Source organism: Methanoculleus sp. UBA208 (genome assembly GCF_002498065.1).
Classification (GTDB): Archaea; Halobacteriota; Methanomicrobia; order Methanomicrobiales; family Methanoculleaceae; genus Methanoculleus.
Genome location: NZ_DAFZ01000047.1, coordinates 1,091 through 25,946 on the forward strand (window position 1 = coordinate 1,091; position 24,856 = coordinate 25,946).

The 24,856-nt window shown below is 65.9% G+C and carries 28 protein-coding genes, 1 tRNA gene and 1 pseudogene; 11 read left to right on the forward strand and 19 right to left on the reverse strand.

What is annotated here, in order from left to right; translation table 11 throughout:
* Positions 1 to 343: 343 nt before the first annotated feature.
* The gene (locus tag BRA62_RS04505) at positions 344 to 1,177 is read right to left on the reverse strand and encodes a cache domain-containing protein (protein WP_292365153.1); all 834 of its coding nucleotides are present in this window, start codon (positions 1,175 to 1,177) and stop codon (positions 344 to 346) included.
* Positions 1,178 to 1,232: 55 nt separating this feature from the next.
* Positions 1,233 to 1,952, reverse strand: coding sequence for a small multi-drug export protein (locus tag BRA62_RS04510; RefSeq protein WP_292365155.1), 720 nt, complete (start codon positions 1,950 to 1,952; stop codon positions 1,233 to 1,235).
* A 112-nt stretch (positions 1,953 to 2,064) separates the two neighbouring features.
* On the opposite strand from BRA62_RS04510, the gene BRA62_RS04515 reads away from it, so the two are divergent.
* Complete coding sequence (locus BRA62_RS04515; protein WP_292365157.1) at positions 2,065 to 2,331, forward strand: hypothetical protein; 267 nt, start codon at positions 2,065 to 2,067, stop codon at positions 2,329 to 2,331.
* On the opposite strand, the gene BRA62_RS04520 is transcribed toward BRA62_RS04515, so the two are convergent.
* On the reverse strand, positions 2,306 to 3,571 hold the full coding sequence (locus tag BRA62_RS04520) for a hypothetical protein (RefSeq protein WP_292365159.1): 1,266 nt from the start codon (positions 3,569 to 3,571) through the stop codon (positions 2,306 to 2,308). The two genes, BRA62_RS04515 and BRA62_RS04520, sit on opposite strands and share 26 nt — an antisense overlap.
* Before the next feature lie 118 nt (positions 3,572 to 3,689).
* On the opposite strand from BRA62_RS04520, the gene BRA62_RS04525 reads away from it, so the two are divergent.
* Entirely contained in the window at positions 3,690 to 4,238 is a 549-nt protein-coding gene (locus BRA62_RS04525) for a diacylglycerol/polyprenol kinase family protein (protein WP_292365161.1), read from the forward strand.
* A gap of 74 nt (positions 4,239 to 4,312) precedes the next feature.
* The gene (locus BRA62_RS04530; RefSeq protein ID WP_292365163.1) at positions 4,313 to 4,993 is read left to right on the forward strand and encodes a hypothetical protein; all 681 of its coding nucleotides are present in this window, start codon (positions 4,313 to 4,315) and stop codon (positions 4,991 to 4,993) included.
* A 13-nt stretch (positions 4,994 to 5,006) separates the two neighbouring features.
* Here the strand turns inward: BRA62_RS04530 and BRA62_RS04535 are convergent, their stop codons facing one another.
* The 6 genes from BRA62_RS04535 to BRA62_RS04560 form a co-directional block, all read right to left on the reverse strand.
* On the reverse strand, positions 5,007 to 5,990 hold the full coding sequence (locus BRA62_RS04535) for a cation diffusion facilitator family transporter (RefSeq protein WP_292365165.1): 984 nt from the start codon (positions 5,988 to 5,990) through the stop codon (positions 5,007 to 5,009).
* Positions 5,991 to 6,174: 184 nt separating this feature from the next.
* Complete coding sequence (pyk, locus tag BRA62_RS04540) at positions 6,175 to 7,698, reverse strand: pyruvate kinase (protein ID WP_292365167.1); 1,524 nt, start codon at positions 7,696 to 7,698, stop codon at positions 6,175 to 6,177.
* A gap of 89 nt (positions 7,699 to 7,787) precedes the next feature.
* Positions 7,788 to 8,993 carry an energy-coupling factor ABC transporter ATP-binding protein gene (locus BRA62_RS04545; RefSeq protein ID WP_292365169.1) on the reverse strand — a complete coding sequence of 402 codons (1,206 nt, stop codon included), beginning with the start codon at positions 8,991 to 8,993 and terminating at the stop codon, positions 7,788 to 7,790.
* Entirely contained in the window at positions 8,990 to 9,766 is a 777-nt protein-coding gene (gene cbiQ, locus BRA62_RS04550) for a cobalt ECF transporter T component CbiQ (protein WP_292365171.1), read from the reverse strand. The genes BRA62_RS04545 and cbiQ overlap by 4 nt, the downstream gene beginning before the upstream one ends.
* A 33-nt stretch (positions 9,767 to 9,799) precedes the next feature.
* Entirely contained in the window at positions 9,800 to 10,099 is a 300-nt protein-coding gene (locus BRA62_RS04555) for an energy-coupling factor ABC transporter substrate-binding protein (RefSeq protein ID WP_292365173.1), read from the reverse strand.
* Complete coding sequence (locus tag BRA62_RS04560; protein WP_292365175.1) at positions 10,096 to 10,788, reverse strand: energy-coupling factor ABC transporter permease; 693 nt, start codon at positions 10,786 to 10,788, stop codon at positions 10,096 to 10,098. The genes BRA62_RS04555 and BRA62_RS04560 overlap by 4 nt, the downstream gene beginning before the upstream one ends.
* A gap of 130 nt (positions 10,789 to 10,918) precedes the next feature.
* On the opposite strand from BRA62_RS04560, the gene BRA62_RS04565 reads away from it, so the two are divergent.
* Positions 10,919 to 12,247: a cobyrinate a,c-diamide synthase gene (locus BRA62_RS04565; RefSeq protein ID WP_292365177.1), complete on the forward strand. Its 1,329-nt coding sequence runs from the start codon at positions 10,919 to 10,921 to the stop codon at positions 12,245 to 12,247.
* A gap of 46 nt (positions 12,248 to 12,293) precedes the next feature.
* On the opposite strand, the gene BRA62_RS04570 is transcribed toward BRA62_RS04565, so the two are convergent.
* Both BRA62_RS04570 and BRA62_RS04575 read right to left on the reverse strand, forming a co-directional pair.
* Entirely contained in the window at positions 12,294 to 12,908 is a 615-nt protein-coding gene (locus BRA62_RS04570; protein WP_292365179.1) for a cupredoxin domain-containing protein, read from the reverse strand.
* 306 nt (positions 12,909 to 13,214) lie between these two features.
* Positions 13,215 to 13,574 carry a VOC family protein gene (locus tag BRA62_RS04575; RefSeq protein WP_292365181.1) on the reverse strand — a complete coding sequence of 120 codons (360 nt, stop codon included), beginning with the start codon at positions 13,572 to 13,574 and terminating at the stop codon, positions 13,215 to 13,217.
* Positions 13,575 to 13,665: 91 nt separating this feature from the next.
* Between BRA62_RS04575 and BRA62_RS04580 the strand changes: the two genes are divergently transcribed.
* The 3 genes from BRA62_RS04580 (at position 13,666) to BRA62_RS04590 (ending at position 17,035) form a co-directional block, all read left to right on the forward strand.
* The gene (locus BRA62_RS04580; RefSeq protein WP_292365183.1) at positions 13,666 to 14,514 is read left to right on the forward strand and encodes an aldo/keto reductase; all 849 of its coding nucleotides are present in this window, start codon (positions 13,666 to 13,668) and stop codon (positions 14,512 to 14,514) included.
* Positions 14,515 to 14,607: 93 nt separating this feature from the next.
* On the forward strand, positions 14,608 to 15,819 hold the full coding sequence (locus BRA62_RS04585) for an MFS transporter (protein ID WP_292365185.1): 1,212 nt from the start codon (positions 14,608 to 14,610) through the stop codon (positions 15,817 to 15,819).
* A gap of 40 nt (positions 15,820 to 15,859) precedes the next feature.
* Complete coding sequence (locus BRA62_RS04590; protein ID WP_292365187.1) at positions 15,860 to 17,035, forward strand: CPBP family intramembrane glutamic endopeptidase; 1,176 nt, start codon at positions 15,860 to 15,862, stop codon at positions 17,033 to 17,035.
* Between the two features lie 34 nt (positions 17,036 to 17,069).
* Here BRA62_RS04590 and BRA62_RS04595 read toward each other — a convergent pair whose 3' ends face one another.
* From BRA62_RS04595 to BRA62_RS04625, 7 genes and pseudogenes are all read right to left on the reverse strand, one after another.
* Complete coding sequence (locus tag BRA62_RS04595) at positions 17,070 to 17,342, reverse strand: type II toxin-antitoxin system RelE family toxin (RefSeq protein WP_292365189.1); 273 nt, start codon at positions 17,340 to 17,342, stop codon at positions 17,070 to 17,072.
* A complete protein-coding gene (locus BRA62_RS04600; RefSeq protein WP_292365191.1) occupies positions 17,327 to 17,572 on the reverse strand; it encodes a DUF7557 family protein in 246 nt (81 codons plus the stop codon). Before BRA62_RS04600 ends, BRA62_RS04595 begins: the two co-directional genes overlap by 16 nt.
* A 115-nt stretch (positions 17,573 to 17,687) precedes the next feature.
* A complete protein-coding gene (locus BRA62_RS04605; RefSeq protein WP_292365236.1) occupies positions 17,688 to 18,155 on the reverse strand; it encodes a CDGSH iron-sulfur domain-containing protein in 468 nt (155 codons plus the stop codon).
* A 3-nt stretch (positions 18,156 to 18,158) separates the two neighbouring features.
* A pseudogene (locus BRA62_RS04610) lies at positions 18,159 to 18,344 on the reverse strand (CDGSH iron-sulfur domain-containing protein); the annotation flags it as partial.
* Between the two features lie 161 nt (positions 18,345 to 18,505).
* Positions 18,506 to 18,592, reverse strand: a tRNA-Ser gene (locus BRA62_RS04615).
* A 65-nt stretch (positions 18,593 to 18,657) separates the two neighbouring features.
* Positions 18,658 to 19,569, reverse strand: a complete 912-nt coding sequence (locus BRA62_RS04620; RefSeq protein WP_292365237.1) for an RNA-guided pseudouridylation complex pseudouridine synthase subunit Cbf5 — start codon at positions 19,567 to 19,569, stop codon at positions 18,658 to 18,660.
* A 5-nt stretch (positions 19,570 to 19,574) separates the two neighbouring features.
* On the reverse strand, positions 19,575 to 20,255 hold the full coding sequence (locus tag BRA62_RS04625; protein ID WP_292365193.1) for a uroporphyrinogen-III synthase: 681 nt from the start codon (positions 20,253 to 20,255) through the stop codon (positions 19,575 to 19,577).
* Between the two features lie 89 nt (positions 20,256 to 20,344).
* Between BRA62_RS04625 and BRA62_RS04630 the strand changes: the two genes are divergently transcribed.
* On the forward strand, positions 20,345 to 21,556 hold the full coding sequence (locus tag BRA62_RS04630; protein ID WP_292365195.1) for a tripartite tricarboxylate transporter permease: 1,212 nt from the start codon (positions 20,345 to 20,347) through the stop codon (positions 21,554 to 21,556).
* Here the strand turns inward: BRA62_RS04630 and BRA62_RS04635 are convergent.
* Positions 21,549 to 22,472 carry a calcium/sodium antiporter gene (locus BRA62_RS04635; protein WP_292365197.1) on the reverse strand — a complete coding sequence of 308 codons (924 nt, stop codon included), beginning with the start codon at positions 22,470 to 22,472 and terminating at the stop codon, positions 21,549 to 21,551. The genes BRA62_RS04630 and BRA62_RS04635 overlap by 8 nt on opposite strands.
* A gap of 81 nt (positions 22,473 to 22,553) precedes the next feature.
* On the opposite strand from BRA62_RS04635, the gene BRA62_RS04640 reads away from it, so the two are divergent.
* From BRA62_RS04640 to BRA62_RS04650, 3 genes are read left to right on the forward strand one after another with little or no spacing between them, the layout of a single operon-like run.
* Positions 22,554 to 23,417 (forward strand): NOP5/NOP56 family protein, encoded by an 864-nt coding sequence (locus tag BRA62_RS04640; protein ID WP_292365199.1) that lies wholly within the window; start codon positions 22,554 to 22,556, stop codon positions 23,415 to 23,417.
* The gene (locus BRA62_RS04645) at positions 23,414 to 24,016 is read left to right on the forward strand and encodes a fibrillarin-like rRNA/tRNA 2'-O-methyltransferase (RefSeq protein ID WP_292365200.1); all 603 of its coding nucleotides are present in this window, start codon (positions 23,414 to 23,416) and stop codon (positions 24,014 to 24,016) included. Before BRA62_RS04640 ends, BRA62_RS04645 begins: the two co-directional genes overlap by 4 nt.
* A 31-nt stretch (positions 24,017 to 24,047) precedes the next feature.
* A complete protein-coding gene (locus BRA62_RS04650) occupies positions 24,048 to 24,782 on the forward strand; it encodes a DUF1614 domain-containing protein (RefSeq protein WP_292365202.1) in 735 nt (244 codons plus the stop codon).
* Positions 24,783 to 24,856: the final 74 nt, after the last annotated feature.

Genomic DNA, 24,856 nt, shown 5'->3' on the forward strand with positions numbered 1-24,856 from the left:
GACTAAGGTAGGATTGAAAGGAGATCTTGCCGTCCGGCCCGAGCACGCCACCAATGTTTGAATTGGACTAAGATGGGATTGAAAGATGCCTGGAGACTTCGCGACGGACAACATCATGTAGTTTGAATTGGATTAAGATAGGATTGAAATTGACGTCCGACGGCGCGATCATCTTCGAGGTCGTCGAGTTTGAATTGGACTAATGTAGAATTGAAATCCTCCTCACTCGTCATCTGTCATCACCCCCGCCGCTGTTTGATTGGACTCCATCCTGTGAAGTCTTTGACTTCAGCTGAATAAGACGAAAGTGGGTGGCGCCTAGGCCGCGCGCCCTCCCCCTCCCTCAAACCGCTCGTATCACCGCCACCCTCCACTCGACCCCGTGGAGCCCGGCCGTCGTCCAGGCGATCTCTTTCTGCACCGCCTGCCCGCCGTCGGCAGTAAATTCATAGGCCGCGGTGCCGTAGCGCTCGTCGGCGACCCGGCGGGCCACCTCGAGCAGATCGGGGTAGTCGGCGTAGAGCGGGTCCTCAAACGTCATCTTCCCGACCTGGGCCGGGTCGGTGTCGTAGAGCACCCGCCCGTCCGTCTGGATGACCATCACCTGGTAAGGGGTGCCGTTCGCCGCCGGGCCGGCGACGCCGGCGATCAGGTTCTCCGGCCGGAAGACGACGGAGGCGAACCCGATGAACAGGCTCTCGTTCGTGAAGACGGGCGCCGTGATGACCGTTGCCGGGAAGTCTTCCGCGACCGTTATCACCTCGCTCATGATCGGCCGCTTCGTCGCGAGGATGTGCCGGACGTGGGCCTGGCCCCGGATCTCCGCGCCCTCGATGCCGCGATACGCCGCCGGTTCGGCGGCGATGATCGTGCCTCCCGCGTCACTGACCGTGCAGTCGACGATCGACGGATCGGCGGCGGAGAGGTTCGCCAGGACCGCGTGGGCGTCGTCGCCGGAGAGATCGGTCTCCCCGAGGTCGAACGCGGCGTACGCCAGACGGTCGTCGAGATCCTCGAGTGCTACGGTGATCTCGGACTGAAGGCGGATGAGGAGCGCCGCAGCATCTCCGTCGTTCACGGAGGCGGTCTCCGGCTGGTCCGGTGCCGCGCAACCGGCGCAGGCGGCGACCAGGATCGCCAGGGCGGCGATGATGCATACATATACGTGAGAACTCATCAGGGTCCCTTGAAAAAGGAAAGGATTCCGGAAAACATAAGTTCTGCTGTTTCCGTCACCTGGGCGAGCGTTCCCGGAGGCGTTTTTCGCGCAGCTTCAGGCCGACGACGGCGGCCAGGATGGCGACGACGATCGCAACCAGGATGCCGGTCCCGAGGGCCGGGTCCTGCCGGTAGATGTCCAGGATCACGTCGGCCCCGAGGGCGATGATGAGGCTGGAGGCGAGCGACCCGGCGCAGACGCAGGCAAAGACCCTGGCCTTCTCCAGCCCCAGCAGCCGGCCGACGATCGCCCCGTTCATCGCCCCGGTCCCCTGGAGCGGGAAGAAGACGAAGAAGACGAGCCCGATCGTCGAAAACCGCCTGAGCCAGGGCCGGGTATCGGTGTAGTTCCGGCCAGCCGCCATCCCGCTCTCGAGCAGCCGGCCGATGAGCGGGATCTTCAGCGCCAGGTCGAAGTTCCAGACGACGAAGAGGGAGACGGCCACGTCGAGAAGAACGATCGCGAGGGTGACGAGCCACCAGGGGTAGCCCATCACGATCGCGATGGGAATGATCGACTCCTTCCCGGCCGGGGGGACGAAGTAGGCGGCGAGCAGGCCAGAGATGACAAGAAACTGCTGGTAGGGCTCGATCAGGTAGAGCGCCGCAAAAATTGCCAGAGCAATGATGAACGGGAGGACGAGTTTTATGGGACCGGCAAGGTAGGGGTTTGCGAGGAGGGCCTTCCAGCCCTCCTCCGGTTCGGATATATTGGTCGTGTTGTCCGCGCTCATGGGTCGATCTCCGGGCGGGAGACCCTCAGTTCAGGTTTGAGGTTTCCGGATAAATACGTTATCTGCAGAGGTTCCAGCAGGTTCAAGTTCATGCAGCGCGAGGATAGGGAGCATGGTTCCCGTTCCTGTTACCCGGCCGCCCCGCCCCCTCCCCGTCGTCGATGTCGGCACCCGGGAGAGCGCTCTGTGCACGATCGCCAACGTCGGGACCGCACTTGAAACCCTGCGCGAGGTGAGAAAGCACGTCCGCGGCGACCATAAGCGCCGCCTCGACGAGGTCGCGGTGATCCTCCGGGTGGTCGCGCTCGATGCCCAGGCGACCTATGCCATAACCGACGAAGAGGCCCGGGCCTTCATCCGGGACTGCCGTTCAAGGTGAGGTCGCCGGGCAGCACCGGCTCGGTGAGGACGTGGGCGAAGCGTTCCCACCGGTCCGCCCCGCTCCCGACGTAGTCACGGACGAGCCGGTACCCCTGCGCGAGAGCCACCGGGTAGGCCCGAAACTCCTCGATGAACCGGAGGTGGGCCTCCGCTGCCTCCGGATCGAGGAGGAGAACGTCCCGGAGGAGTCCGCACGCCTCCTCACGCGAGAGCGCGCCGTCGAGCAATCCCCTGGCCACCCGGGTATTCCCCGGGAAGAGCAGGTCCGTGGCCGTGGTGCTGACGGCATCGACGAGAGCAGCATCCGCCGGGTCGAACCCGGCCAGCGGGAAGAGGACCTCCTCCAGGAACCGCACCCGTTCGGGTGCGGGAAAGATCATCTCCTCGCCGAGCCGTGCGGCGCCTTCGGCGACCGTCGCGAGCGGCGACGCGAGCGGGACGACCGAGTGCTCGATCCAGCCCCGGGCACGGACGAGGGCTGCCTCCCGAACCGCCCGCATCGTGTGGTGGCCGGGATAACCCTCGTGGCAGGCGTGGGTGAGGGGCCGGTCGACGGTGACCGGCAGATCGGCGTTCACCCGGACGAGGCTCGTCCCGTCACCGAGGTAGCGGTTGTGAGCTTCCCACGGCTCCCCGGTGACGTACGCGACCTCGAGGCGCTCCCCCGCCGGGAGCGGCAGGTGCTCCGCGGTCCGGCGGCGGCTCTCGGCAAATGCGGCCGCAAAAACCGGCTCCAGCCGGTCCGGCGGGATGGCGAACGAGTCCATGAACGTCCGGTAACGCCCGGCAAGGTCGCCGTTCCCCGGGAGGTCGGCATCGAGCGCCGCGTGCAGCCCCTCGTACCAGGTGGGGTCGTCCTCCGGCGCCGCGACCCCGAAGAGCGCCTCCGTCTCGGCATCGAAGGCGAGGCCCTTCCCCGCAAGAATCCCGGCGCGGGCCTCGAGCGCCCGGACCATGCCCCGGAGGTAAGCGTGGCGCATGCGCCCGGCGTCCTCCAGCCGGTCGGGCTCGATCCGGTCCAGAGTGGCGAGAAGGTCGGCGGCGTACCCGGCGATGCGGTCCGGCGGGACCGTGACCGTGAGCGCCTCCTCCCGCACCGCCGCCGGACCGAAGTAAGCGTCCACATAGATCGGGTCGTGCACCCCGAGCCAGAGCACGCATTTGACGTAAAACCGTGCGACGGCATCAAGATCCCTGGCCTCGGCGGCACTTCCTCCGGTATGAGTGAATGGTTCCATCTGTCAGTTCCCGGGGATGTGTGGGCTCTAAGAATACTTAATCGGCATGATCTGCCTTTGCTCTTCCCCGGCCCCGCCTGCAGAGGGTTTAACCGGTCCGGCACCAACCTCAGGTGTGATGAACGAGTCGCTCCGGCAGGTCGTCCACCTCATCTTCGGTCTCGGGATTGCGGGTTTTGTCCTCCTCTTCGACCGCGATCTCGCCCTCTCCGTCCTCATGCTCGCTCTCTTCGTGGGGTTCATCCTCTCCGACGCCATCTCCCGGGGCTACACCATCCCGGTCGTCTCGAGAATCATCGCGGGGCTTGAGCGGCGGGATGCCGCCCCGGGCAAAGGGGCGCTCTTCTTCGCGCTCGGAGCTCTCTTCTGCCTGGTCTTCTTTGCTAAAGAGGTCGCCTTCATGGGGCTCGTGGTGCTCGCGCTCCTCGACAGCGTCACCACGCTCGTCGGCGTCAGGTTCGGCAGGACCCGGATCTACAACCACAAGTCCCTCGAGGGGACGCTTGCCGGAATCGCGGTGACGGCGATCGTTCTCTGTCTTCTCGTCCCGCCGGCGATCGCCTTCACGACGGCTGCGGCCACGGCCCTCGCCGAACTGGTGAGCCCCGTGGACGACAACCTTGTCATCCCGGTCGTGGCCTGCCTCGTTCTTGCGCTGCTGCTCTGAGTTAGTTGAACCGCCCGGTTCAATCAATGTATAAAGGTCCACCCCGATCTCTCTACCACCAGAGGTGAAGATAGGTGAAGCGCATCATTGCAGCAGCCATGATCATCTTCCTCCTCCTCCCGGGATTCGCGGCCGCCGCTTCCGGGAGCTACGGCAGCCCGGGAGGAGAGCAGGTCGGGAACGGCGAGACGAACACGACACCGGGAGGAGAACTGCGGGTGAGGGCGGAGGAGAATGCAACCCTCCGCGCGGAAGAGAGGGTCCTTGACCGGGAGCGGGTGAGGACGGAGGAGAACGAGACGTCCGGGGACCGGGTGCGGGCTTCGGAGAACGCGACCCCTCAGGGGGGAGAGTTCGCCCCTGACCGGAACCAGGTCCGGCTCGCCGTCCACGCTCTGCTCGGCGCTGAGAACCGGACCGGCGGCATAGGGGAGAACGTCTCCGCCATCGCCCGGGAGATTAACAACTCGGTCCGGAAGACCTTCGAGGCCGAGGAGCAGATCCGGGCCCGGCACGGCTTCATGCGGTTCCTCTTCGGGGGCGATGCACAGGCCGCACGGCTGATCGAGGAGGAGGCGCAGCGGAACCAGGAGCGTGCCACGGAACTCCGGCGCCTGATCGAGAACTGCACCTGCGACGACGAAACCCGGACGATGCTCCAGGAGCAGGTCCGGACAATCGAGCAGGAGCAGGACCGGCTGAGAACACTTGCGAACGAGGAGATGCAGGTTCGGGGCCTCTTTTCCTGGCGGTAGAACCCCCGGCCTTTTATTTCCTTTCTTCTAACCACTCGCAGAGTGCAGGCCGGTCGCACTCCGGGCAGGTGGTGAAGACCCCGCAGGCGGCGCAGTCCTCGCCGGTGCAGGGCTGGACCCGGATCGTGACGTTCGCCCGGGGGAATTCCCGCCGGACATCGTCCTCCACCTGTTTCACGATGCCGTACGCCTCTTCGAGGGTCGCGGTCCGCGGAACGACCAGATGAAGGTCCACAAACCTGTTCGGCCCCGACCGGCGGGTCCGGAGCCGGTGGAAATCGATGACGTCCGTACAGTACCCGCTGATGATCTCCCGGATCCGTGCCTCTTCGTCGGCGGGGAGACTCCGGTCGACGAGGTCCTCGAACGAGCGCCGGATGAGATCGAATGCCGCCCGGAGGATGATGGCGGCGACCGCGAGCGCGACAAGTGAGTCGAGCACCACGAGGCCGGTCAGCCGGATCAGGATTAGCCCTGCCACGACCCCGGCAGAGGTGTAGACGTCTGTGCGCAGGTGCCAGGCGTCGCTCTCGAGCGCGATCGACCCGGTCTTCTTCGCCACCGCCATCAGCCGGGAAGAGACGTATATGTTCACCCCGGCCGAGAGCAGCATGACGACGATGCCGAGCCCGAGCCCCTCGACATTCAGCGTCCCTTCCCCGCCGAGGAGATTTTTCGCCGCTTCGTTGATGATCAGGGCGGCGGCCGCGAGGATCAGGACCGCCTCGAGGAGTCCCGATATGCTCTCGTACTTCCCGTGCCCGAAGGTGTGGCACTCGTCGGGGGGCCGGGCCGACTGCCTGACCGAGAAGTAGGCGATGACAGCGGCTATCAGGTCGATGGCAGAGTGGATCGCCTCGGATATGATACCGACCGATCCGATGGCGAAACCGACGGCAAGTTTCGCCACGACCAGAAGCGTGTTCGACGCGACCGAGAGGCGTGCGGTCTTCTCTTTGAGCACGCCATCCTGTTCTCCCGAAACGACCGCTTCCATGACTGATGAGTGTTCACCCTCCACCGGGATAGGGTTTGTCGTCCCGGAGGGCATTCTCCCGAAGGGAGGAGGGCCGTAGGATCCCGGAGGCTGCCGCAGGCAGCCGGAGGGATCCCGAAGGAAGGACGCCTGAAAGAAGGACTTCCGGAGGGATCTCCGGAGGCTGCCGCAGGCAGCCCTTCTCTCAATCGACCGTCAGGATGATGAGCGAGTCGGTCCCTTCACGCCCGGGGGACACTCCTTCGGTCAGCACCACGCGCTCGCCGGGCTCGATAAGCCCCGAGTCCCGGATCGAGTCGAGGATCGCCCCGTGCCAGTACTCCTTCTCGCTCCGGATCAGGAACGGGCATACCCCGTAGGAGAACGCCAGGAACTTGAAGGTGCTCGGGTTCCGGGTGAACGCGAGGATCCAGGCCTCGGGTTTGAACCGGGAGATATTTCGGGGTGTGCTCCCGGAGCGGGTGGGCGTCAGCACGTACCGGATGCCGAGCGCGTCCAGCGCCTCGATGACGTTTAAGGAGACGACGTCGTTGACGGTGATCTCTTGACGCCCCTTCCCCCGCCGGAAGTAATCGAGCGGGCCGCACCCTGCCCCGACGCTTGCACGTTTCTCCTCGGTCGAGCGGGCGATCTTCGCCATCATCGCGACCGTCTCGACCGGGTATTTCCCGATGGACGTCTCCTCCGAGAGCATGACGGCGTCCGTTCCGTCGAGAATGGCGTTCGCGACATCGGTCACCTCCGCCCGGGTCGGCCGGATGTTGTCGGTCATCGACATCAGCATCTGGGTGGCGGTGATCGCCGGCCGGCCGAGGATGTTGGCCTTCTGGATGATCCGCTTCTGCACCGCAGGAACCTCCTCGATGGGGGTCTGGACCCCGAGGTCGCCCCGGGCGATCATGACCCCGTCGGCCTCCCGGAGGATCTCGGCGAGGTTTGCGAGCGCCTCCTGCCGCTCGATCTTCGCGATCACACGGATGGACTTCCCGGCCCGTGCAGCATACTCCCGGGCTTTCCGGATATCCTCCGCCCGTTCGATGAAGGATATGCTGAAAGTATCGAGCCCTTCGCCGAGCCCGAACTCGATGCACTCGAGGTCCCGCTCGGTCAGGGCGCTGACCGCGAGAATCCCCCCGCCCCCGACGAGGCTCATCCCCTTGCGCGAGAGGAGGGGGCCGCCGACGACCACCGTCGCCCGGACATCGGTCTCCCCTACCTCGTCGACCCGGATCTGGAGGAACCCGTCGCTGAGGTAGATGGTGCTTCCAGGCGAGACCAGTTGCGGGAACTGCTTGAAGTCGACGGGGATCACGGAGGGGTCGTCCGATGCCGGGGCGGCGACAAGGGTGACGGTCTCCCCCTTCCGGAGCGTCATGGGCTCTTCTGCGAGGATGCCTACCCGGATCTTCGGCCCCGGCAGGTCGAGCAGGATCGTGACCGGGAGGTCCGCATCCTCCGCAGCGGCGCGGATGTTTTTGATATTCTCCCGGTGCTCGTCGAACGAGCCGTGGGAGAGGTTGAGCCGGGCGACGTTCATGCCTGAGAGGATCATCCGGGCGAGCACCTCCCGGGAGCGTGACGAGGGCCCGATGGTACAGACAATCTTCGTTTTGTGGTCGGGCAGGGGCATCCGCTTCCGTTTCACCTGCTCCGATATCTGCTGCAGCACCTGTTCGAGCATCATGGGGTACCCTTCGGGTACCGGCATCGGATTAACCTTCGCCCGGCGGTCCCGGAGGGTCCGGGAAAACGGATATGCAGAGCCTAAGCGCCCGCCAGGGAGACGTGCGGCTCCCTTCACTCCGGAACGCTCTCCGGGCCGGGTCCGGGGTTCACCTGCTCCCGCACAGGGCTCACCGCAAGCGCCTGCCCGCTCTCGGCACTGTATTCCCCTATACGGCGGCGGACGTGTTCGACCATGCCTCCGGTGGTGATGATGAGCGAGTTCTCCCCGATGAGGGCTTTTAAGATGCACTTGTCGATGACGCCGTAGGTGTAATCGAGGAGGATCCGCTCCCGGTTGGCGAACTCCTTCGCGCGGGTGCCCATCGCCCCGACGTGCTCGACCGTCCCCTGCTCGATGAGCTGCAGGATCGCGTCCCCGCCGGTCAGGTCGGCGTTGCAGAGGTAGATTGTCCCGGCCCCGTCCCGGGCCGGAGCGTGGCCGTGCATCTCCCGCTCGATCCGGTCGGTGAACTCGAGCACGCTTTTCGGGGGGACGCCCCGGTCGATGACGCCCCGCAGACCGAGCTCGTTGTAGAGGTCGAGGAGGGCGGGCGGTTTCAGCCTGGCGGCCGCGAGGAGGGCGTGGTCCGAGAAGACCTCCTCCGGCGGACCCCGGGCAAGGACCCTGCCGTGCTCCATGAGGATGACCGAGTCGGCCCAGCGGTAGGCGAGCTCGACGTCGTGCGTGGATATCAGCACCGTCCGGCCGCCGGAGGCGAGTTCGTCGAGGAGTTCCATCACCTCCTCCGAGCTTGCGGGATCGAGGGTGTTCGTCGGTTCGTCGAAGACGAGGACTGCCGGCTCCATCGCGAGGATCCCGGCGATGGCGACCCGCTTCTTCTCGCCGCCGGAGAGGTGGTGGGGCGGCCGCTTCTCGTAGCCCCTGAGTCCGACGTAGCCGAGTGCGTCCCTGACCGCCTGCCGGACGGCGTCGGGGGGGAGGCCGAGGTTCACCGGGCCGAAGGCCACGTCCGCTTCAACGGTCGGGGCGATGATCTGGACGTCGGGGTTCTGGAAGACGAACCCGACCCGGCGGCGGAGGTCGCGGAGGCTCCTGTCATCGTAGGCGAGCGCCCGGCCGCCGAAACGGACCGTACCCGCGGCGGGCCGGAGCATGCCGTTGAGCAGCAAAAGAAGCGTCGACTTCCCGGCACCGTTCGGGCCGACGAGGGCGGTCTTTGACCCGGCATCAATCCGGACGCTCACCCCGGCGAGGGCGGCAGGACCGTTCGGGTACGTGTAGGTGACATTGTCGGTTTCAAGCAGCGGTGTCGTCATACGAGTACCAGGCCTCCGGTGGAGAGCGAGACGCCGAAGACGGCCGAGAGATAGAGCAGGGCCGCCGCGAGCGCGAGGGCGGAGACCGGCCGGGAATCGCTCGGGATGCCGAGTCTGCCGTCGTAGCAGCGTGCGTCCATCGCGAGCATCAGGCTCTCGCCGCTTTCCCAGGTCCGGATGAAGAGCGCTCCGGCAAGCATCCCGAATGACCGCACCGACTCCCGGAACCGGCCGTAGCCGAGGCGCATCACCTGCGAGCGGTAGATCTGGCCGGCCTCTTCGATGAGGATGAAGATGAACCGGTAGGTGAGCATGGAAAGATCGATGAAGACGGCGGGCACCCGGAGCTTCCGGAGGATATCGAAGATCTCGGTCATCGGGGTCGTGAGCGCGATGAAGTAGAGCGAGCACATGCCCCCGAAGACCCGGGCGAGGAGAAGGAGGGCGAGGTTCGCACCGCCGGCCGTGATCGCGAGGGGCAGGCCGGGGATCTCGAGGAGCACCGCTCCGCTCCCGGTGACGAAGAGGACCACGGCGATGCTCATCACCGCAAACGAGACAGGGATGAGGAGAAGCCGGGCATAGAACCGTGCCGGGATCTTCGCGAGGGCGAGAACGGCGGCGCTCATCGTGGCCGCGACCAGCAGGGGGGCGACGGGGCCGGGCGACGAGACGCAGAGGAGGATGCTCGAGACCCCGATGAAGAGTTTGAGTCCCGGGCTCGTCTCCCGCAGATCGTTTTGCTGGGCAAAATCTTCGAGCACCTCGTACATTCTCTCACCTGGTTTGCCGGATTACCAAAAAAATCAGGTGGTATTCCTGCTGCCCTGCCAGTAGCCGAAGATGTAGCCGATGATCACGGCGCCGATGGCGGCCTGCAGGGCGAAGAGGAGCGACTCGACCTCCCCGCTCGGGGGTGCCCAGAAGGGCTCGGTCCAGGGCTCGTAGCCGGAGGCCTCGATGAGATCGGCGGCCTCGCCGTCCGCCCCGCCCCATGCCTCCTCCCCGTCACCGAGGGTGGCCTGGATCGCAGCGTCCTGGACGAGGAAGACGGCGGCAAAGACGATGATGAGCGCGGCGACTGCGATCTCCATCCCGTACTTCATGCTGCGGCCTCCCGGAGTTTCTGAATGGTGCTCTCGGAGAGGAGGTCTAAGCGGGTGAGAATCTCGGGCTTGAGCTGGACGATATACTTGAAGACGAGCATGATGACCGCACCCTCGACGATGGCGAGGGGAACCTGGGTGACGGCAAAGATCGCGGCGAAGGCCGAGAACGCCCCGAGGAACCCGGCGGTCCCGGGGAACGCGAGGGCGAGCTGGATCGAGGTGACGACGTAGGTGAAAAGATCGGCAAGGGCTGCAGCGCAAAAGACCGTCGCGTAGGTGTTCGCGCCCGCCCGGGTCCCGGCCTTATAAATGAGGTAGGCGACGGCGGGTCCCGCGATCCCCATCGAGAAGACGTTCGCCCCGAGGGTGGTGAGCCCGCCGTGCGCGAGGAAGACCGCCTGGAAGATCAGGACGATCAGCCCGAGGACGGCGGCGATGCAGGGGCCGAAGAGGACGCCGCCAAGTCCGGTCCCCGTGGGGTGGGAACAACTCCCGTTGAACGAGGGGAGTTTGAGCGAGGAGAGGACGAAGACGAAGGCGCCTGCGACGGCGAGGAGCGGCAGGGCTTCCCGTTTCTCCTGTACGAGTTTGTTGAGCTGGTACAGTCCGATAACGATGAAGGGCAGGGAGACAAGGAACCAGATCTCCCACCAGGGGCTTGGTAAGAATCCTTCCATGATGTGCATGATATCACCCGTGAACCGCCGTGTCGGCGGCCCAGTCAAATTGGGTTGTTGTAAGACAAATTAATTTGATGTATCATGGTTATCCCCGGTCATATTTATCTTCTGCGGTATTCAACATTACAGGAACGTTATGCGCCAGATTCCACGAGTAATCGTTGCCGGAACCCACAGCGGCTGCGGCAAGACCACGCTTGCAAGCGGCCTGATGGCGGCGCTCGCCGCCCGGGGGCTCGCCGTCCAGCCGTTCAAGGTAGGCCCGGACTTCATCGATCCCACGCACCACTCGGCCATCTGCGGCCGGACCTCGCGCAACCTCGATCCGTTCATGATGGGGGAGGCAGGCGTGCGCGAGACGTTCGTCCGGGCCTCTGCCGGGGCCGACATCGCCGTCGTCGAGGGCGTGATGGGGCTCTACGACGGGCTCGAAGGGACCGATATCGCGAGCACGGCGCACGTCGCGAAGATCCTCGACGCCCCGGTCCTTCTCGTGGTGGATGCAGGGGGCGCGTCACGGAGCGTCCACGCCATGGTCCGGGGCTACGCGGGGTTCGACCCGGCCGTCCGGGTCGCCGGGACCATCTTCAACCGTATCGGGAGTCCCCGCCACCTGGCCATGATTGAGGAGACGAAAAGCCTCCCGGTCTACGGGGGAATCCCGCGGCGCAAAGACCTCGCGGTCGAAAGCCGGCACCTCGGGCTCGCAATGGCGGCCGAAACCGGGGCGATGGCAGGGTTCGGTGCGGTGGTGGAGGAGACGTGCGATCTCTCCGGCATCATCGATCTTGCCCGGTCGGCCCCGTCCCTGGCGCCGGCGGAGAGCCCCGGCCGGCCTGAGGCGGAGGTCCGGATCGGCGTCGCACGCGATGCGGCGTTCTGCTTTTACTATGCCGACAACCTTGATGGGCTCGCACGGGCCGGGGCGGAGTTGGTCTTCTTCTCGCCGATGACTGACCGGCTCCCGGACGTGGACGCTCTCTACCTCGGGGGAGGCTACCCGGAGCTCCACGCGGAGGCGCTCGCGGCCTCCCGGTGCCGGGAGGACGTCCGGAGAGCGGTCGACGACGGCATGCCGGTCTACGGCGAGTGCGGCGGACTCGCCTACCTCACGGAGCGGCTTGTGACCGGCGAGGGCGACTACCCGATGGCGGGCGTCCTCCCCGCGGCGACGGAGATGATGGGCCGTATCCAGGCCCTCGGCTATGTGGAAGCCCGGGTTGCCGGGGCCGTGCCGGTCCTTGCGCCGGGCTCCGCTTTCCGGGGCCACGAGTTCCACTATTCACATCTCGACTGCGCTCCCGACGCACGCTTTATCCTGGAACTCCTCCGGGGCCGGGGGATCGACGGCGGCCGGGACGGGCTTGCCGTGCAGAACGCGGTCGGGCAGTACACCCATGCCTACTTCCCGGAAGGGTTCGCCGAAAGACTGGTCGAGGCGGCCGGGGCGTACCGGCGATCGTAAGGGGTGTCGCGGCCCCCCTTACGGCCGCCGACGGGAAAAAGAAGTGTTAGGCGGTGACGATGACTTCACCTTCAATCCCGGTCGTCAACGACTGGTAGGTGTAGTTGCCCGCGCCGTTGAAGGTATAACTGTACGACTCGCCCGGCTGGAGCGGCCCGGAATCGAAGAACCCGGTTGCCCCGGTTGCTGAGACAGTCTGATTCGACGAGGCGTCGTTGGTCCATCCCACCGTGGTGCCTGTGGGGACGGTGATCGTGTCCGGCACGTACCCGCTGTCGGTGATGGAGATGAGCTCGTCAGCGACGAGGGCCGCCGGCGTTCCCGGCGGAGTCTCCGTCGCATTCGCGGCGAGGGTCGTTTCTGTCTCCATCGGCGTCCCGGTTCCCATCGCTGTCTCCGTCTCCATCGGGGTTTCGGTCTCCATCGGTGTCGTTTCCGTCGCCATCGGCGTCTCGGTCGTCATCGGGGTCCCTGTTTCCATCGGGGTTTCCGTCTCCATCGGCGTCTCGGTCGTCATCGGGGTTTCTGTTTCCATCGGGGTCTCGGTGAGTCCCGGTGTCGTGCCGGGGGTCACCGTTTCGTTACCCGTTGGCTGTACGCACCCTGCAATCATGATGCTCGCGATCACCATGAGAGCAAGGATACCAAACATCCTCTTCATGTGGTGGACGATGCTTCTTGGCGTAAATAAACTTTACCCCTGGTCGGAAAACTCAAATTCGGGGCGTAAAGCCGTCGCAGCAACGTCATGCCCGTTCATCCGGGTATAGGGATGGTCCCGAAGGTTCTTCAGGCCATAACCTGTCTTAAATAACTCCTATTGCCTGTTAATTGGTTATACGCTCTGGTTTGAGACGGCCGGATCCCGCCGGGGTCGACGGCGGAGCAGGACAGTCTCCTCATCCCTGGCGCCGCCGGGAGTCCGGAGGAGGGGGTGCCGCACCGGCAGGGGCCGGCCGATGCCCGATCAGCCCGCCGAGGGGTCGTCCTCCCAGAGGCCGAGCCGGTTCTGCTCGGTATCCTCGCAGACGGCGAAGTAGCCCCTTCCGGGCACCGGCATCTTCGGGATCACGACTCTTCCTCCGGCTCCCCTAACCCGGGCTGCATACTCCTCGACGGAGGGGACGCCGACGAAGACCGTTATCGGCTCTCCGGGGTAGGTCCGCGCCAGGATCTCGCCGCCTATCCCGCCCGTCGCAATCTCAAAGGCCCCCTCCATCCCCGGAAAAGGCTCCGTCGTCCAGGCAAAGACTTTCTCGTAGAACGCCCGCGCCCGGTCGCTCTCGCCGGCGGGGATATTGAACCAGACAATCGTCGGCACATGCATACCTCAGGCCCCCGTGGGGGCCGCGACGCATAACGGTTTCCCCCGGCTCCGGCCGAAGATTATTTATAGGCGGGTACGGATAGGATGGTCCATGACGGCACTGGAGAAGCGCAGGTTCGGGAAGACCGGGGGGGAAGTCACCCTGGTGGGGCTCGGGGGAGAGGGGGTTCTCAGGACGTACGGGCGGCACGCGGAGGCAAATGCCGTCATCATGGAGGCCATCAATCAGGGGATCGCCTACTTCGACTCGGCGAAGGCCTACGCGGGGAGCGAGGACTACTACGGCGAGGTCTGGGTAAGCCGTCCCGATCTCCGGGCACCGGTCTTCCAGGCAAGCAAGTCGGCGAACCGGGCACACGCGGGCGCCGAGATGGATCTCCTGGAGACCCTCCAGAGGATGGGCATCGAGACCCTCGACCTCTGGCAGATCCACGACGTCCGGACCTTCTCCGAGATCCGGGAGATCGAGGGGGCGGGCGGCGCCCTTGAGGCGTTTGTCGAGGCTAAGGAGAGGGGCATCGTCCGGCATATCGGGGTGACGGGGCACCATGATCCGGATGTCCTCTCGCACGCGGTGGAGAACTGGCCGGTCGACGCCGTGATGATGCCCGTCAACCCGGTGGAGGGGGCGCTCGGGGGTTTCCTCTCCTCGACGCTCCCCGCCGCGAGGGAGCAGGGGGTCGCGGTCATCGGGATGAAGGTGCTCGGCGGGTCGAACTACCTCGTCCCCGACGCAGGAGTGACCCCGGAGGCCCTCGTCCGATACGCCCTCGCACAGGACGTCTCCGTCGCGATCGTCGGCTGCTCGACGCCCGCGGAGGTGCAGGCGCTTGCCGCCGCCGGGCGGAGCGGGCCCCTGCCAGACAATGAGGCGGCGGCGCTCGTCGAAGCGTTCCGTCCCTATGCCCGCGAGCTCGCTTACTACCGGGGATTCTGGTGAGGCGGTCCCGGCAGATCCCCTTCTGTTATCGATATATGCCGCCGCCGCCAACCTGCAGGGAGAGAGCGGCTTGCCGCGGGGAGATGAACTGTCATGGCAATCAGGGAACCGTACCGGCTCCGCGCACTCAGGAACCGCATTGCCGCATCGCCGGACGCAGTCCTCGTACTGGTCGTGCTCGTCATCTTCATGGACATGATGATCTACGGCCTCCTCATCCCGGTCTTTCCCCAGTACGCCCCCCGGCTCGGGGTGGACGAACCGGTCATCGGGGTCGTCTTCGGGATCTACGCCGCCATGCTCCTCCTCTTTTCCATCCCGATGGGCCTCCTCTCCGACCGGGTGGGCCGCCGCCCCCTCATCGTGGTCGGGATGCTCCTCCTGGCCCTCGCGACGGCGCTTTTCGGATTCTCGACGACGGTCACGCACCTGGTCGTCGCCCGGACCGTCCAGGGGGTATCGGCCGCGGCCACCTGGTCCGCCGGGCTTGCGCTCCTCGCCGATACCTGCGACCCCTCCCGGCTCGGGGAGAAGATGGGTGTCGCGCTCTCGGCGGTCGGGCTCGGGACCGTCCTCGGCCCGGTCGTCGGAGGGCTGCTCTTCGAATACGCGGGCTACATGGCGACCTTCCTCGTCCCGGCGGTGCTGGTGGCCTCCGTCGGCCTGCTCGTCTTCGCCGTACCGGTGCGCACCTGCAGGGCGGACGGCAGCCCACGCCGGTCGCCCGTGCTGCCCCGGGGAGTTTTTCTCCCGCTTACCGCCTGTGCGGCCGCGATCGTCACGGTCTCCGGGACCTACGGCGTCGTGGACCCCTACCTCCCGGTCTACCTGGACGCCGCCTTCTCGGCGTCCCCGGCGACGATCGGCCTCGTCTTTGCGGTGCTGGCGGTTGCGGCTATCCTTGCCCAGCCGGTTGCAGGAAGGATCTACGACCGGTACGGTGGCAGCCGCTACCTCATCGGCGGCGGGCTTCTCCTCTCGGGGGTTGCGATCGTCGCCGCCATGCAGGCAGAGACCCTCATGCATGCCACCGCCGCCGTTTTCGCGCTGGGGGTCGCGCTGAGCTGCGCCCTGGTGCCGGCGATGCCGATCCTCGCCGGCATCTACCGGGGGCGGGGCTCGCAGGGCGCCGCCTACGGCATGTACAATACCTTCTTCTCCGTCGGGCTCTCGGCCGGGCCGTTCGCGGGAGCCGTCATCGCGGCCCGGTGGCCGCTTTCGGCGATATTCCTGCTGCAGGCGACGGTCCTTGCGGCTATGGGGGCTCTGGGCTTGCTGATCATCGGGAGGCTTGGGTGGCGGTGAGCTGCGTTCTTCGTGCCGCCGGGCCAATGGGTACCATAGTATGACCGATCATCGGACCGGGGATGCCATGCCGCTGAAATTCTGCCGTCGCCACGCCCCCAAACTGCTGATCGCCTTCTTCGGCCTCATCGTCCTGGCCGCGGCTTTCGGGGACGTCGGGGGGGAGGCGGGAGCGTTCCTCACCTCAGCGCTCGACGTGGCGCTCTTCGTCGTCCTTGCAATGCTCGTCTATCTGGCCGACAACCGGCATCCTGCGTTCCGATGGGCCGCCGTCCTCTGGCTCCTCGTCCTCATCGGCGCCCTTGCGGCCGCCACGGCAGGATTCGGCGCCGTAGCGATCCTGCCGGCGGAGGCGCTTGGGGCCGGGGAGGTCGATCCGGAGACGGTCGACCCTGCCCTGGCCGCAGAGGTTGCCCTGCTCCTCCTCGGCGTCCTTGCGGCCGCCCTTGCAAGCCTCATCGGGTTCTCCCGCCGGTTCAGGGTACGGCTCGCGGGCTACCTCCCGTTCGACCCGGACTCGCTCCTCCATACGGTCGCGCTCGTGGTCATCCTTGCGATGACCCTCATTCCCCCGGTGCCGCTCCTGGTGACGGGAATTCCACCCTACCTCTCGCCGCAGTTCCTCGATTTCCTGCTCGAGTCCGGGGATCTCCTCGCGGATACGGTCACGCTAAACGCTTACACCCTCTTCTGGACGCTTATCGGCTCGTTCTTCATCGCCGGGGCATGCGTCCGGCGGACGCCCCGCGAGACCCTGGAGCGGCTGGGGCTCGTCCGCCCGACGGGGAAGCAGATCGTTCTCGCAGTCGTCGCGGCTTTCACGCTCGTTGGCGCGTTCCACTTCATCGACCCGGTGCTCGCCGCGCTTGTGGGCTGGCTCGGCCTTCCGGTCACCGATACGGAGGCCGTCAACCGGCTCTTTGCCGGAACGCTCACCCTGCCCGGGATCGTCGTGGCATCCGTCGCGGCGGGGTTCGGCGAGGAGGTGAGCATCCGCGGCCTGCTCCAGCCCCGGTTCGGCATCCTCCTCCCGGCGCTCCTCTTCGCGTCGCTCCACGCGTTCCAGTACAGCTGGGACGGCCTCATCTCGGTCTTTCTCGCGGGGATAATCTTTGCCTATATCCGCAGGTATTCGAACACCACGACGTCGGCGATCACGCATACCGTCTACGATCTGGTGCTCTTCTCTCTGCTGATGGCCGGGATACAGTTCTGAGGGGCAAGACCCCGGTTTTTTCCCCGGGAAAGAGTCAGTGCTTCCGGTATATTTTCGACCGATGACCAACTTCCACCACGACGATCAGAAGGACATCGTCACAGATATTCAAAATAACGCGGTATTTTCCGACCCGCAGTGAATAGAAAGGGTTCTGGCCTCCTCCTTTCAGTTTCTTCACGTGCCGGGTGGGATCCGGTTCCTGAGCGAGCGCCTCCACCTCGTCGAGGATCCGGGTTCCGACACTCGCGGGCATCTTCGCGAGGTTCCGCACCACCGCCGCCGTGAGTTTTACTGTGTATCCCATACCGCCTGCAGCTCAGCGCGTGCCTCATCCAGGGTATACAGGCGGCCGGCCTTGATGTCTTCGAGCGACTCCTCGATGCCTCGGATAGCCTCGGCGCTCAGGGGCTCTTCGTCCTCGGCGGTGTCCATAAGCCGCCTGATAACGTCATCAAAGGTCTCGCGAGGGTACCGCTTCATCCCCACCAGCCGCTCCTTCGTCTCCCGGGATACCCACACTGTCGTCTGGGGCATGCTATGGTCTATAGTGCTCTATTGAATATCAGCGTTGCGATCATCTTCGACATATCTATGCGACGCTATCTCTCCCTTGCGGACCCTTGCGCCGTAAGGGCGAGGATCGGATCTTTTATCGCCCTACATGGCTCCCGTCGCAGAACGGTTTATTCCGTGATCTCCCGCACCGGCAGAGGGTAACCCGGTTCCTGACCATGTAAGGCCTTCCTTCGGCGGACAAGACAGGGATCCCGCCGCGGACCCAGAGCGGCCCGTGTTCGCCTCTGGCGGGGTTTTCGATCACGACGATGGATTTTTCAAGAACAGGCTCGATCGTCTCACCGGTCTTTCGGTCACGGAGGACGAGCCGACCGGAAGGACAGTTGCACGCTTCGTCTATCGCCGTGTCCCGGGCGTCCGGGATATCGGATCGCTCCGTGAGGTTCCAGATCCCCCCGGCCCGCAGGCAGAACCGTGCGTGCGCACAGAGATCTTCGTAATCGACCAGCTCCAGTTCCGGTCCTCTGATGACGGCGGGCTTCTCAAGATACGGTTCATCCCCGGCAGTTTCGGTACCGTCAAAGCGGATCTTCGCATGCATCCCGTCGCAAAAGGGTTTGTTATTCGAATGCCCGCAGCGGCACAAGGCGTAGCGTTCCTGCAGAGGGTAATCCCGTACCTTTTGCCATGAACGGCAGTCGCCCTCGTCATCGTGGGAGATCTCCATCACCATGAGCGGGACACTCCCGGTCACGATGTATGGGCCATTCCTGCTCACCCGGATCTTCATGGTATCATCACCGGTAGCTCTTCTGCATGTTAAGGGGGGCGGACCGGGGAGTCCTCACGCTAAAGGGTGGAATGATACGGCACAACCCGGAGGGTTGCGACAGGAAACTGCGGAGCAGTCTCCGTGAATGATTTGATAAAAGAATCGACCCTGTTTTTAAACGCTGAGGGGGAGATTTGAACTCCCGAGGGGCTCAACGCCCCACGGGCTTTCCAGGCCCGCGCCCTACCGGTCTAGACTACCTCAGCAATGTGCATCATTAGTTGGCGGGATATTCTATTAATAGTAGCTCCCGGCATCGGCCGCCAACCCCTCATTGTGCCCCGGCGTGCGCCTTCCAGCCGCGGGGATAGGTGCCGGGCCGCATCAGGACGGTGGTGGGGGCGACGACGAACCCGGGTTCCCCGGGTTTCAGCGCCGAGGAAGCGACGAGGGCTCTCCCGAGCCCCACGAGTTCGCCGCGCTCCGTTGCGATCGCGACCGTCTCGCCTTTCGCAAATCCGCCCTCCTTCCCGATGACCCCCACTCCGGCGAGCACCGCGCCGTGGCAGACGGCGTCGACCGCGGTGTCGCGGACGACGACCTTTGGAAGTTCGGTGACGGCGGCCTCCGGCGGGAGGATCATCCCCCGCAGGGGCTCAGTGTCGCCCTCCCGGGCCGCTCTCGCGGCATCGGCGAGCTCGTGAAGCGTTACGGCGACGGTCTCGTCGAACGATCCCGACCGTATCCTCCGGAGTTCCTCCATATGGGCGCAGACCCCGAGCGCGTAGCCCATATGGACGCAGAGCGTTCGGATATACGTCCCGGCGTCGCACCTGACCCGGAAGAGGACGAGCCTGCCTTCCATATCCAGGACCTCGATCTCCTGGATCTTCCTGATCCTGAGGCTCCGCTTTACTGCACTCTTTTTGGGCGGCCGCTGGTAGATCCGGCCGGTGAACTCCTTTGCCACCCGGTCCACGGCCTCCCGGGATGCGTCGCCGTGAAGACGCATCAGGCAGATATACTCCTTGTTGTGCGAGAGGAGGACGGGGGCGAGCCGGACGGCGCCGCCGAACATGACGATGAGCACCCCGGAGACCTGCGGGTCGAGCGTCCCGGCGTGGCCCACCCGGCGCCCGAGGATATCCCCGACCCAGGCGGTCACCTGGTGGCTGCTCGGCCCCCGGGGCTTGTCGATGACGACGATCCCGGATTCCGGGACGGAATAGTTCTGGCCGGTCAACGATCTCACCTGCCTTCCGCATGAAGGTTCAGTGCCTCAAGGGTTCCTGCGAGCGACCCGTCCCCGACGACCGCCGGAGGGTGTCCGCCGGCCCGCATGGCGTCCGCGGTGATCTCCCCGATGGCGACGAGGAGCAGATCGTCGCGGGGTTGCCAGCGGGCCTCCCGGTAGGACATGGCGCTCGTGAAGAGGACTGCGTCGGCGGCGTCAAGCGCGAGTTCGATCCGTGTCGGGACGAGGGCGTAGACCCGCTCCTCCCTGACCGTCCCCCCTGCTGCGGCGATCGCATCGAGGAGGCCCGGGTTCGGGACGTCTGCCCGCGGGATCCCGACCGTCCGGCCCCGGAGCCAGTCCCCGAGGTAGGGGACGAAGTCCCGGGAGTAGAACGAGGGGAGGACCTCCGCCTCGATCCCGGACTCCTTGAGGACTTCGGCGGTCTTGGGCCCGATCGCGATCACCCGGGGCCACCGCTCGAGTTTCGGCCCGACGATCGCGGCGGGGAGGGCGCTTGAGAAGAAGAGGCAGTCGAACTCGCCGCGGTGGACCGCCTCGACGAACGTATCGACCCGCTCAGCTCGCAGTTCCGCCCGGAGCGGCGAGACCGTGTAGCAGTCGTGACCGTAGGAAGTGCAGAGGGCGCGGTCTCCCGCCGCCTTGTTCTCGAGCCGGGTGATGGCGATCTTCATCGCTACAACCTTCGTCCCGGTGGAATATGACTGTATCGTGGGACACGATTCGGTTGGTTTATCCCCGGCGGTTCCAACCGGTAATTAACGTGCTCTTCGGTATCGTGCTCGGGGCCGCCGTCGGTATCGGCTGCGGCGCCGTGAGCGGCCTCGTCCCCGGCATCCATGCGAACACCATGGCAGGTGTCCTCCTCTCGCTCCAGGCGCTCCTGCTTGCCTGGTTCGACCCGGTAGTCGTCGCTTCCGCGATGTTTGCCACCCTTGTTACGCACACGTTTCTCGACAACGTCCCGGGCACCTTCCTCGGCATCCCCGACGCCGACACATCGCTTGCGGTTCTCCCCGCGCACGCCCTCTGCCTCGAAGGGCGGGGAGAGGAGGCCGTCCGGATATCGGCCCTCGGGAGCGCCGTCGGCGTCGCCCTCTCGCTCCCTCTCGCGCTCGCCTTCGTCCTCTTCCTCCCCGCCCTCCAGCCGGCGATCGACTGGGGCATCGGCCTCGTCGTCCTCGCGGTGGCGGGCTACCTCATCGTCGTCTCCGAGTCGCCGGGCTGGGCGCTTGCGGTCTTTTCGGTCTCGGGGGTTCTCGGGCTCTTCTCCCTCGGCTACTCCTTCCTCGCCTGGCCGGCGGGCGGCGAGTCCGGGGTGCTGATGCCCCTCCTCTCCGGGCTCTTCGGGGTCGCGGTCCTCCTCAAGGCGTCGCACGGGGCCATGCCCGCACAGCACTTCACGGGCATCGAACTCCCCCGGGGTGCAATCCGGCGGTGCTCCCTGCTCGGTTCGGCTGCCGGCGCTCTCGTCGGCTGGCTCCCCGGCCTCTCGAACGCCACGGCAAACGCCCTCCTGACCTCCGTCGTCGGCTACGACTCCAATCCCCGGGATTACATCCTTGCGACCAGCGCCGCGAACACCGTGAACGCCTTCCTCGGGCTTGCGGCGTTCTACGCCATATCCCGGACGCGGAGCGGGGTGATGGCGGCGATATCGGCGCTCGAGGAGATGCCGCCGGCCACTGCCGTCCTCCTAGCGGGCGCGATAGCCGCGGTCGGCGCCTACCTCCTGACGGTCCTCCTCTCGCCGACGGCGGGGTGGTTCGGGGGCATGAACGTCACGAACCTCAACTACGGCGTCATCGCCTTCGTCGCTCTCCTCTCCCTCTTCCTCTGCGGCCCGTTCGGGGGTCTCGTCCTCCTGCTCGCAACGGCGGTCGGCTATGTGCCGGCTCTCGTCAACATCCGCCGGGTCTACTGCATGGGCGCGATCATGGTCCCCGTGATGGCCTACTCCTTCGGGATCATATAAGCCCGAAGAGCAGGCCGATATACCCGGCGTACGCGAGGAGCATCACGAGCCCCCACCCGCGCCGCACCCGCGCCCGGGAAGAGAAGAACGGCAGGATAGCGGCGACAAACCCGAACATGACGAGGATGTCGGCGTACGAACCTACCGTGATCGGCAGGACGATCGCCGCGCATCCCATCACGAAGAGGAGGTTGAAGGTGTTGCTGCCGACGATGTTCCCGACCGATATTCCGCCTGCACCCCGCACCGCAGCCACGAGGGATGTGGCGAGTTCCGGGAGCGATGTGCCTACGGCGACCATGCTGACGCCGATGATGAACGGGCTGATCCCGAAGGCGGCGGCGAGCCCGGTTGCGGATTCGACCAGCAGCCGGGAGCCGAGGATGACCGCAATAAGCCCCCCGCCGGTGAGAAGGTAGTCGCGGATGCCCTGGCTCTCGAACGTCTCCTCGGTGGCCACGCCCTGCCGCCACAACACTGCCATGGCAAGGGCAAAGACCCCGAGCATGGCAATACCGGCGGGAAGGTCGAAGACTCCGCGGAGGGCGAGAAGCGAAAAGAGGGTGGCTGCCGCAAACATCACGGCGACCTGCCCGGGCTGCGCCCTCTCTTCCCGGAGCGCCCCCGGGTTGACGACGGCCACGATGGCGAGGACGAGGGCGATGTTCGCCACAGTGCTCCCGAGGATGTTCCCGAGCGCGAGGTCGGGTTCCCCGGCAGTGGCGGCCTGGAGGTTTACCAGGAGTTCCGGGAGGGATGTCCCCAGCGCAATGACGGTGAACCCGATCAGCGCCGGTGAGACCCGGAACCGGGCGCCAAGCCCGCTCCCTCCGCCGACGAAGAAGTCGGCTCCCTTGACGAGGAGGAGGATGCCGACGAAAAACTCCGGGACGGAGACGGCCACCTGCGAGAGCATGGTTGCAGGATATGTGGCGGCTCCCGGATATCAGTTGCCGTTCGGTTCACTCTTATATCGGCCGGGCACCAATACCGTACCATGCTACAGCGCTACTGGTTCGGAGACGTCGACGAGGAGGGGTGCCGGGCCGCCGGCACCGATCCGGCCGCGCTCGCGGAGCGGGCGGCCGCGCTCCGCACCGGTATGGATTCGTTTGTGCCCATCGACTGGGAGGTTGCCCGGGACTGCGGGGTCGTCCGGACCCGGGAGGAGTACGTCGACCTGCTCCGTTCCGTCTGCACCACCCTTGCCCGGAAAAAGATCGCCCTCTCCTACCAGGGCCGGGACGTCGAACTCCTCCAGATGGTCAGGATGCTCGACGAGCTCGACAACGTCATCAATCTTCTCCAGGAGCGTGCCGCGGAGTGGTACCAGGTCACGAACCCGTCGTTCTCCCGGAAGTACCGCTCCCTTCCGGCGAAGAAGATGCTCGGGATCATCCGGAAGGGGGCCCGGGGAGGTCTGTCCGATGCGGCCGAAGAGATCGACCGGCTCGCCGGGACGAGGAGCCGCCTGATGCGGGAGGTCTCGGCCCGGGCCGACGAGGTGATGCCGAATACGAGCGCCCTCATCGGCGGGCTGGTCGCAGCCCGGCTCCTCTCCAAAGCCGGGGGGCTTCCCGCGCTCGCAAGGATGCCGGGGAGCACCATCCAGGTCCTCGGCTCGGAACGTGCCCTCTTCTCGCACCTCCGGGGCGGGACGCCGCCGCCCAAGCACGGGATCATCTTCCAGCACCGGCGGGTCCACAACGCGCCCAAACCTGTGCGGGGGCGGGTGGCCCGGGTGCTCGCGGCGAAACTCGCCATCGCGGCCCGGCTCGACTACTACCGGGGCGAGGCGGTGCCGGAGTTCCTCAAAGACGCCCAGGCGCGGATCGACGAGGCGGGGGTCGAGGCATCATGAAGTGGCTTGGAAACGTGCTGGTCTCGCCCGGCGAGGGCGGGGTCTACGGGGAGCGGACGCTTGAGGGCTACCGGGTCTGGGACCCCTACCGGAGCAAGCTGGCGGCGCTCTACACCCTCGGCGGGGGGATTGAACTCACCCCCGAAATAAGGGTGCTCTACCTCGGTGCGGCGAACGGGACCACGGCCTCGCACGTCGCCGACTACGTCGAGACCGTCTATGCGGTGGAGTTTGCGCCCCGGCCGATGCAGGATCTCCTCGAGGTTGCACGGCGGAGGAGGAACATCGTCCCGATCATGGCCGACGCGAGCCGGCCGGAGGAGTATGCGCCGTTCATGGAGGCGGTCGACCTGGTCTACCAGGACGTGGCGCAGCCCAACCAGGTCGAGATCGCTGAGCGGAACCTGGCCTTCCTCAAACCGGGAGGCCACCTCATCCTGATGCTCAAGACCCGGAGTGTGGATGTCCGGCGGGACCCGGCCGAGGTGCTCGCCGAAGCCCGGGCCGGGCTCGAGCGGCGCCTCGATGTCGCGGACGTCCGGTGGCTCGACCCCTACCACCAGGACCACACCGCGATCGTCTGCTCCCGGCGGGGGTAGTATATATTAGAAGGGAGGCCGACTCCTTCACATGGACCGGGTCGTCTTCAACCCCTTCTCCCCGATGATGCTTCTTTTCTTCCTCGGACTGCTCGTTCTCTTTCTCCTCGCCGTCATCGTCTTTCCGATCCTTTTTTTGACGGCGATCGGGGCGACGTTCACGCGGCTCGGGTTCTCCTGGTGGCAGGCGCTCTTCATTCTCTTCCTGACGCTTATCGGGAGTTTCATCAACATCCCGGTGAGGACGCTTGAGGGCCGGCCGGCGGCACCCGCCTACGACCGCTACGCCGTGATGTACGGGCGGCTCTACCGCATCCCGCGGCAGGCGCCGCGGACGGTCCTCGCGATCAACGTCGGCGGCGCCCTCATTCCGGTCGCGATATCGCTCTACCTGCTCTACGAGTCGGTCGTGATCAGTGGTGGCTACCTGCTTCTCTGGCTCGCCCTCGCCGGGGTCGCGGTCGTGACCGTCGCAACGAAACTCGTCGCCCGCCCGGTGCCGGGCCTCGGGATCGCGACGCCGTTCTTCATCCCGCCGCTCGCGGCGCTCTTTGCGGCTCTGATCCTCTCGCTCTTTGCGGGCGGCGTCCCGGCCGCGGCGGTGATTATCGCCTACGTGAGCGGGACGCTCGGCACCCTGATCGGGGCGGATCTCCTGAACCTGCACCATATCGCGGAACTGGGGGCGCCGACGGCGAGCATCGGGGGGGCGGGAACGTTCGACGGGATATTTCTCTCCGGGATCATCGCGGCGCTGCTCGCATGAGGGGGTAGGGCGTCGGGAGGAATCCGGCGGCCTGACCCGGCGGCGAAGCCTGGGGGATCTACCCGTTCCGGGCT

Excerpts from the sequence above, each read along its gene's own strand:
- BRA62_RS04520 (WP_292365159.1), bottom strand. The coding sequence starts at position 3,571 with ATGGAACCATTCACTCATACCGGAGGAAGTGCCGCCGAGGCCAGGGAT.
- BRA62_RS04590 (WP_292365187.1), top strand. The coding sequence starts at position 15,860 with ATGACCGATCATCGGACCGGGGATGCCATGCCGCTGAAATTCTGCCGT.
- BRA62_RS04545 (WP_292365169.1), bottom strand. The coding sequence starts at position 8,993 with ATGACGACACCGCTGCTTGAAACCGACAATGTCACCTACACGTACCCG.
- BRA62_RS04510 (WP_292365155.1), bottom strand. The coding sequence starts at position 1,952 with ATGAGCGCGGACAACACGACCAATATATCCGAACCGGAGGAGGGCTGG.
- BRA62_RS04635 (WP_292365197.1), bottom strand. The coding sequence starts at position 22,472 with ATGCTCTCGCAGGTGGCCGTCTCCGTCCCGGAGTTTTTCGTCGGCATC.
- pyk (WP_292365167.1), bottom strand. The coding sequence starts at position 7,698 with ATGCCGGTACCCGAAGGGTACCCCATGATGCTCGAACAGGTGCTGCAG.
- cbiQ (WP_292365171.1), bottom strand. The coding sequence starts at position 9,766 with ATGTACGAGGTGCTCGAAGATTTTGCCCAGCAAAACGATCTGCGGGAG.
- BRA62_RS04580 (WP_292365183.1), top strand. The coding sequence starts at position 13,666 with ATGACGGCACTGGAGAAGCGCAGGTTCGGGAAGACCGGGGGGGAAGTC.
- BRA62_RS04565 (WP_292365177.1), top strand. The coding sequence starts at position 10,919 with ATGCGCCAGATTCCACGAGTAATCGTTGCCGGAACCCACAGCGGCTGC.
- BRA62_RS04640 (WP_292365199.1), top strand. The coding sequence starts at position 22,554 with ATGCTACAGCGCTACTGGTTCGGAGACGTCGACGAGGAGGGGTGCCGG.
- BRA62_RS04595 (WP_292365189.1), bottom strand. The coding sequence starts at position 17,342 with ATGGGATACACAGTAAAACTCACGGCGGCGGTGGTGCGGAACCTCGCG.
- BRA62_RS04535 (WP_292365165.1), bottom strand. The coding sequence starts at position 5,990 with ATGGAAGCGGTCGTTTCGGGAGAACAGGATGGCGTGCTCAAAGAGAAG.
- BRA62_RS04650 (WP_292365202.1), top strand. The coding sequence starts at position 24,048 with ATGGACCGGGTCGTCTTCAACCCCTTCTCCCCGATGATGCTTCTTTTC.
- BRA62_RS04645 (WP_292365200.1), top strand. The coding sequence starts at position 23,414 with ATGAAGTGGCTTGGAAACGTGCTGGTCTCGCCCGGCGAGGGCGGGGTC.
- BRA62_RS04515 (WP_292365157.1), top strand. The coding sequence starts at position 2,065 with ATGGTTCCCGTTCCTGTTACCCGGCCGCCCCGCCCCCTCCCCGTCGTC.
- BRA62_RS04605 (WP_292365236.1), bottom strand. The coding sequence starts at position 18,155 with ATGCATGCGAAGATCCGCTTTGACGGTACCGAAACTGCCGGGGATGAA.
- BRA62_RS04575 (WP_292365181.1), bottom strand. The coding sequence starts at position 13,574 with ATGCATGTGCCGACGATTGTCTGGTTCAATATCCCCGCCGGCGAGAGC.
- BRA62_RS04555 (WP_292365173.1), bottom strand. The coding sequence starts at position 10,099 with ATGAAGTACGGGATGGAGATCGCAGTCGCCGCGCTCATCATCGTCTTT.
- BRA62_RS04570 (WP_292365179.1), bottom strand. The coding sequence starts at position 12,908 with ATGAAGAGGATGTTTGGTATCCTTGCTCTCATGGTGATCGCGAGCATC.
- BRA62_RS04585 (WP_292365185.1), top strand. The coding sequence starts at position 14,608 with ATGGCAATCAGGGAACCGTACCGGCTCCGCGCACTCAGGAACCGCATT.
- BRA62_RS04525 (WP_292365161.1), top strand. The coding sequence starts at position 3,690 with ATGAACGAGTCGCTCCGGCAGGTCGTCCACCTCATCTTCGGTCTCGGG.
- BRA62_RS04505 (WP_292365153.1), bottom strand. The coding sequence starts at position 1,177 with ATGAGTTCTCACGTATATGTATGCATCATCGCCGCCCTGGCGATCCTG.
- BRA62_RS04600 (WP_292365191.1), bottom strand. The coding sequence starts at position 17,572 with ATGCCCCAGACGACAGTGTGGGTATCCCGGGAGACGAAGGAGCGGCTG.
- BRA62_RS04560 (WP_292365175.1), bottom strand. The coding sequence starts at position 10,788 with ATGCACATCATGGAAGGATTCTTACCAAGCCCCTGGTGGGAGATCTGG.
- BRA62_RS04625 (WP_292365193.1), bottom strand. The coding sequence starts at position 20,255 with ATGAAGATCGCCATCACCCGGCTCGAGAACAAGGCGGCGGGAGACCGC.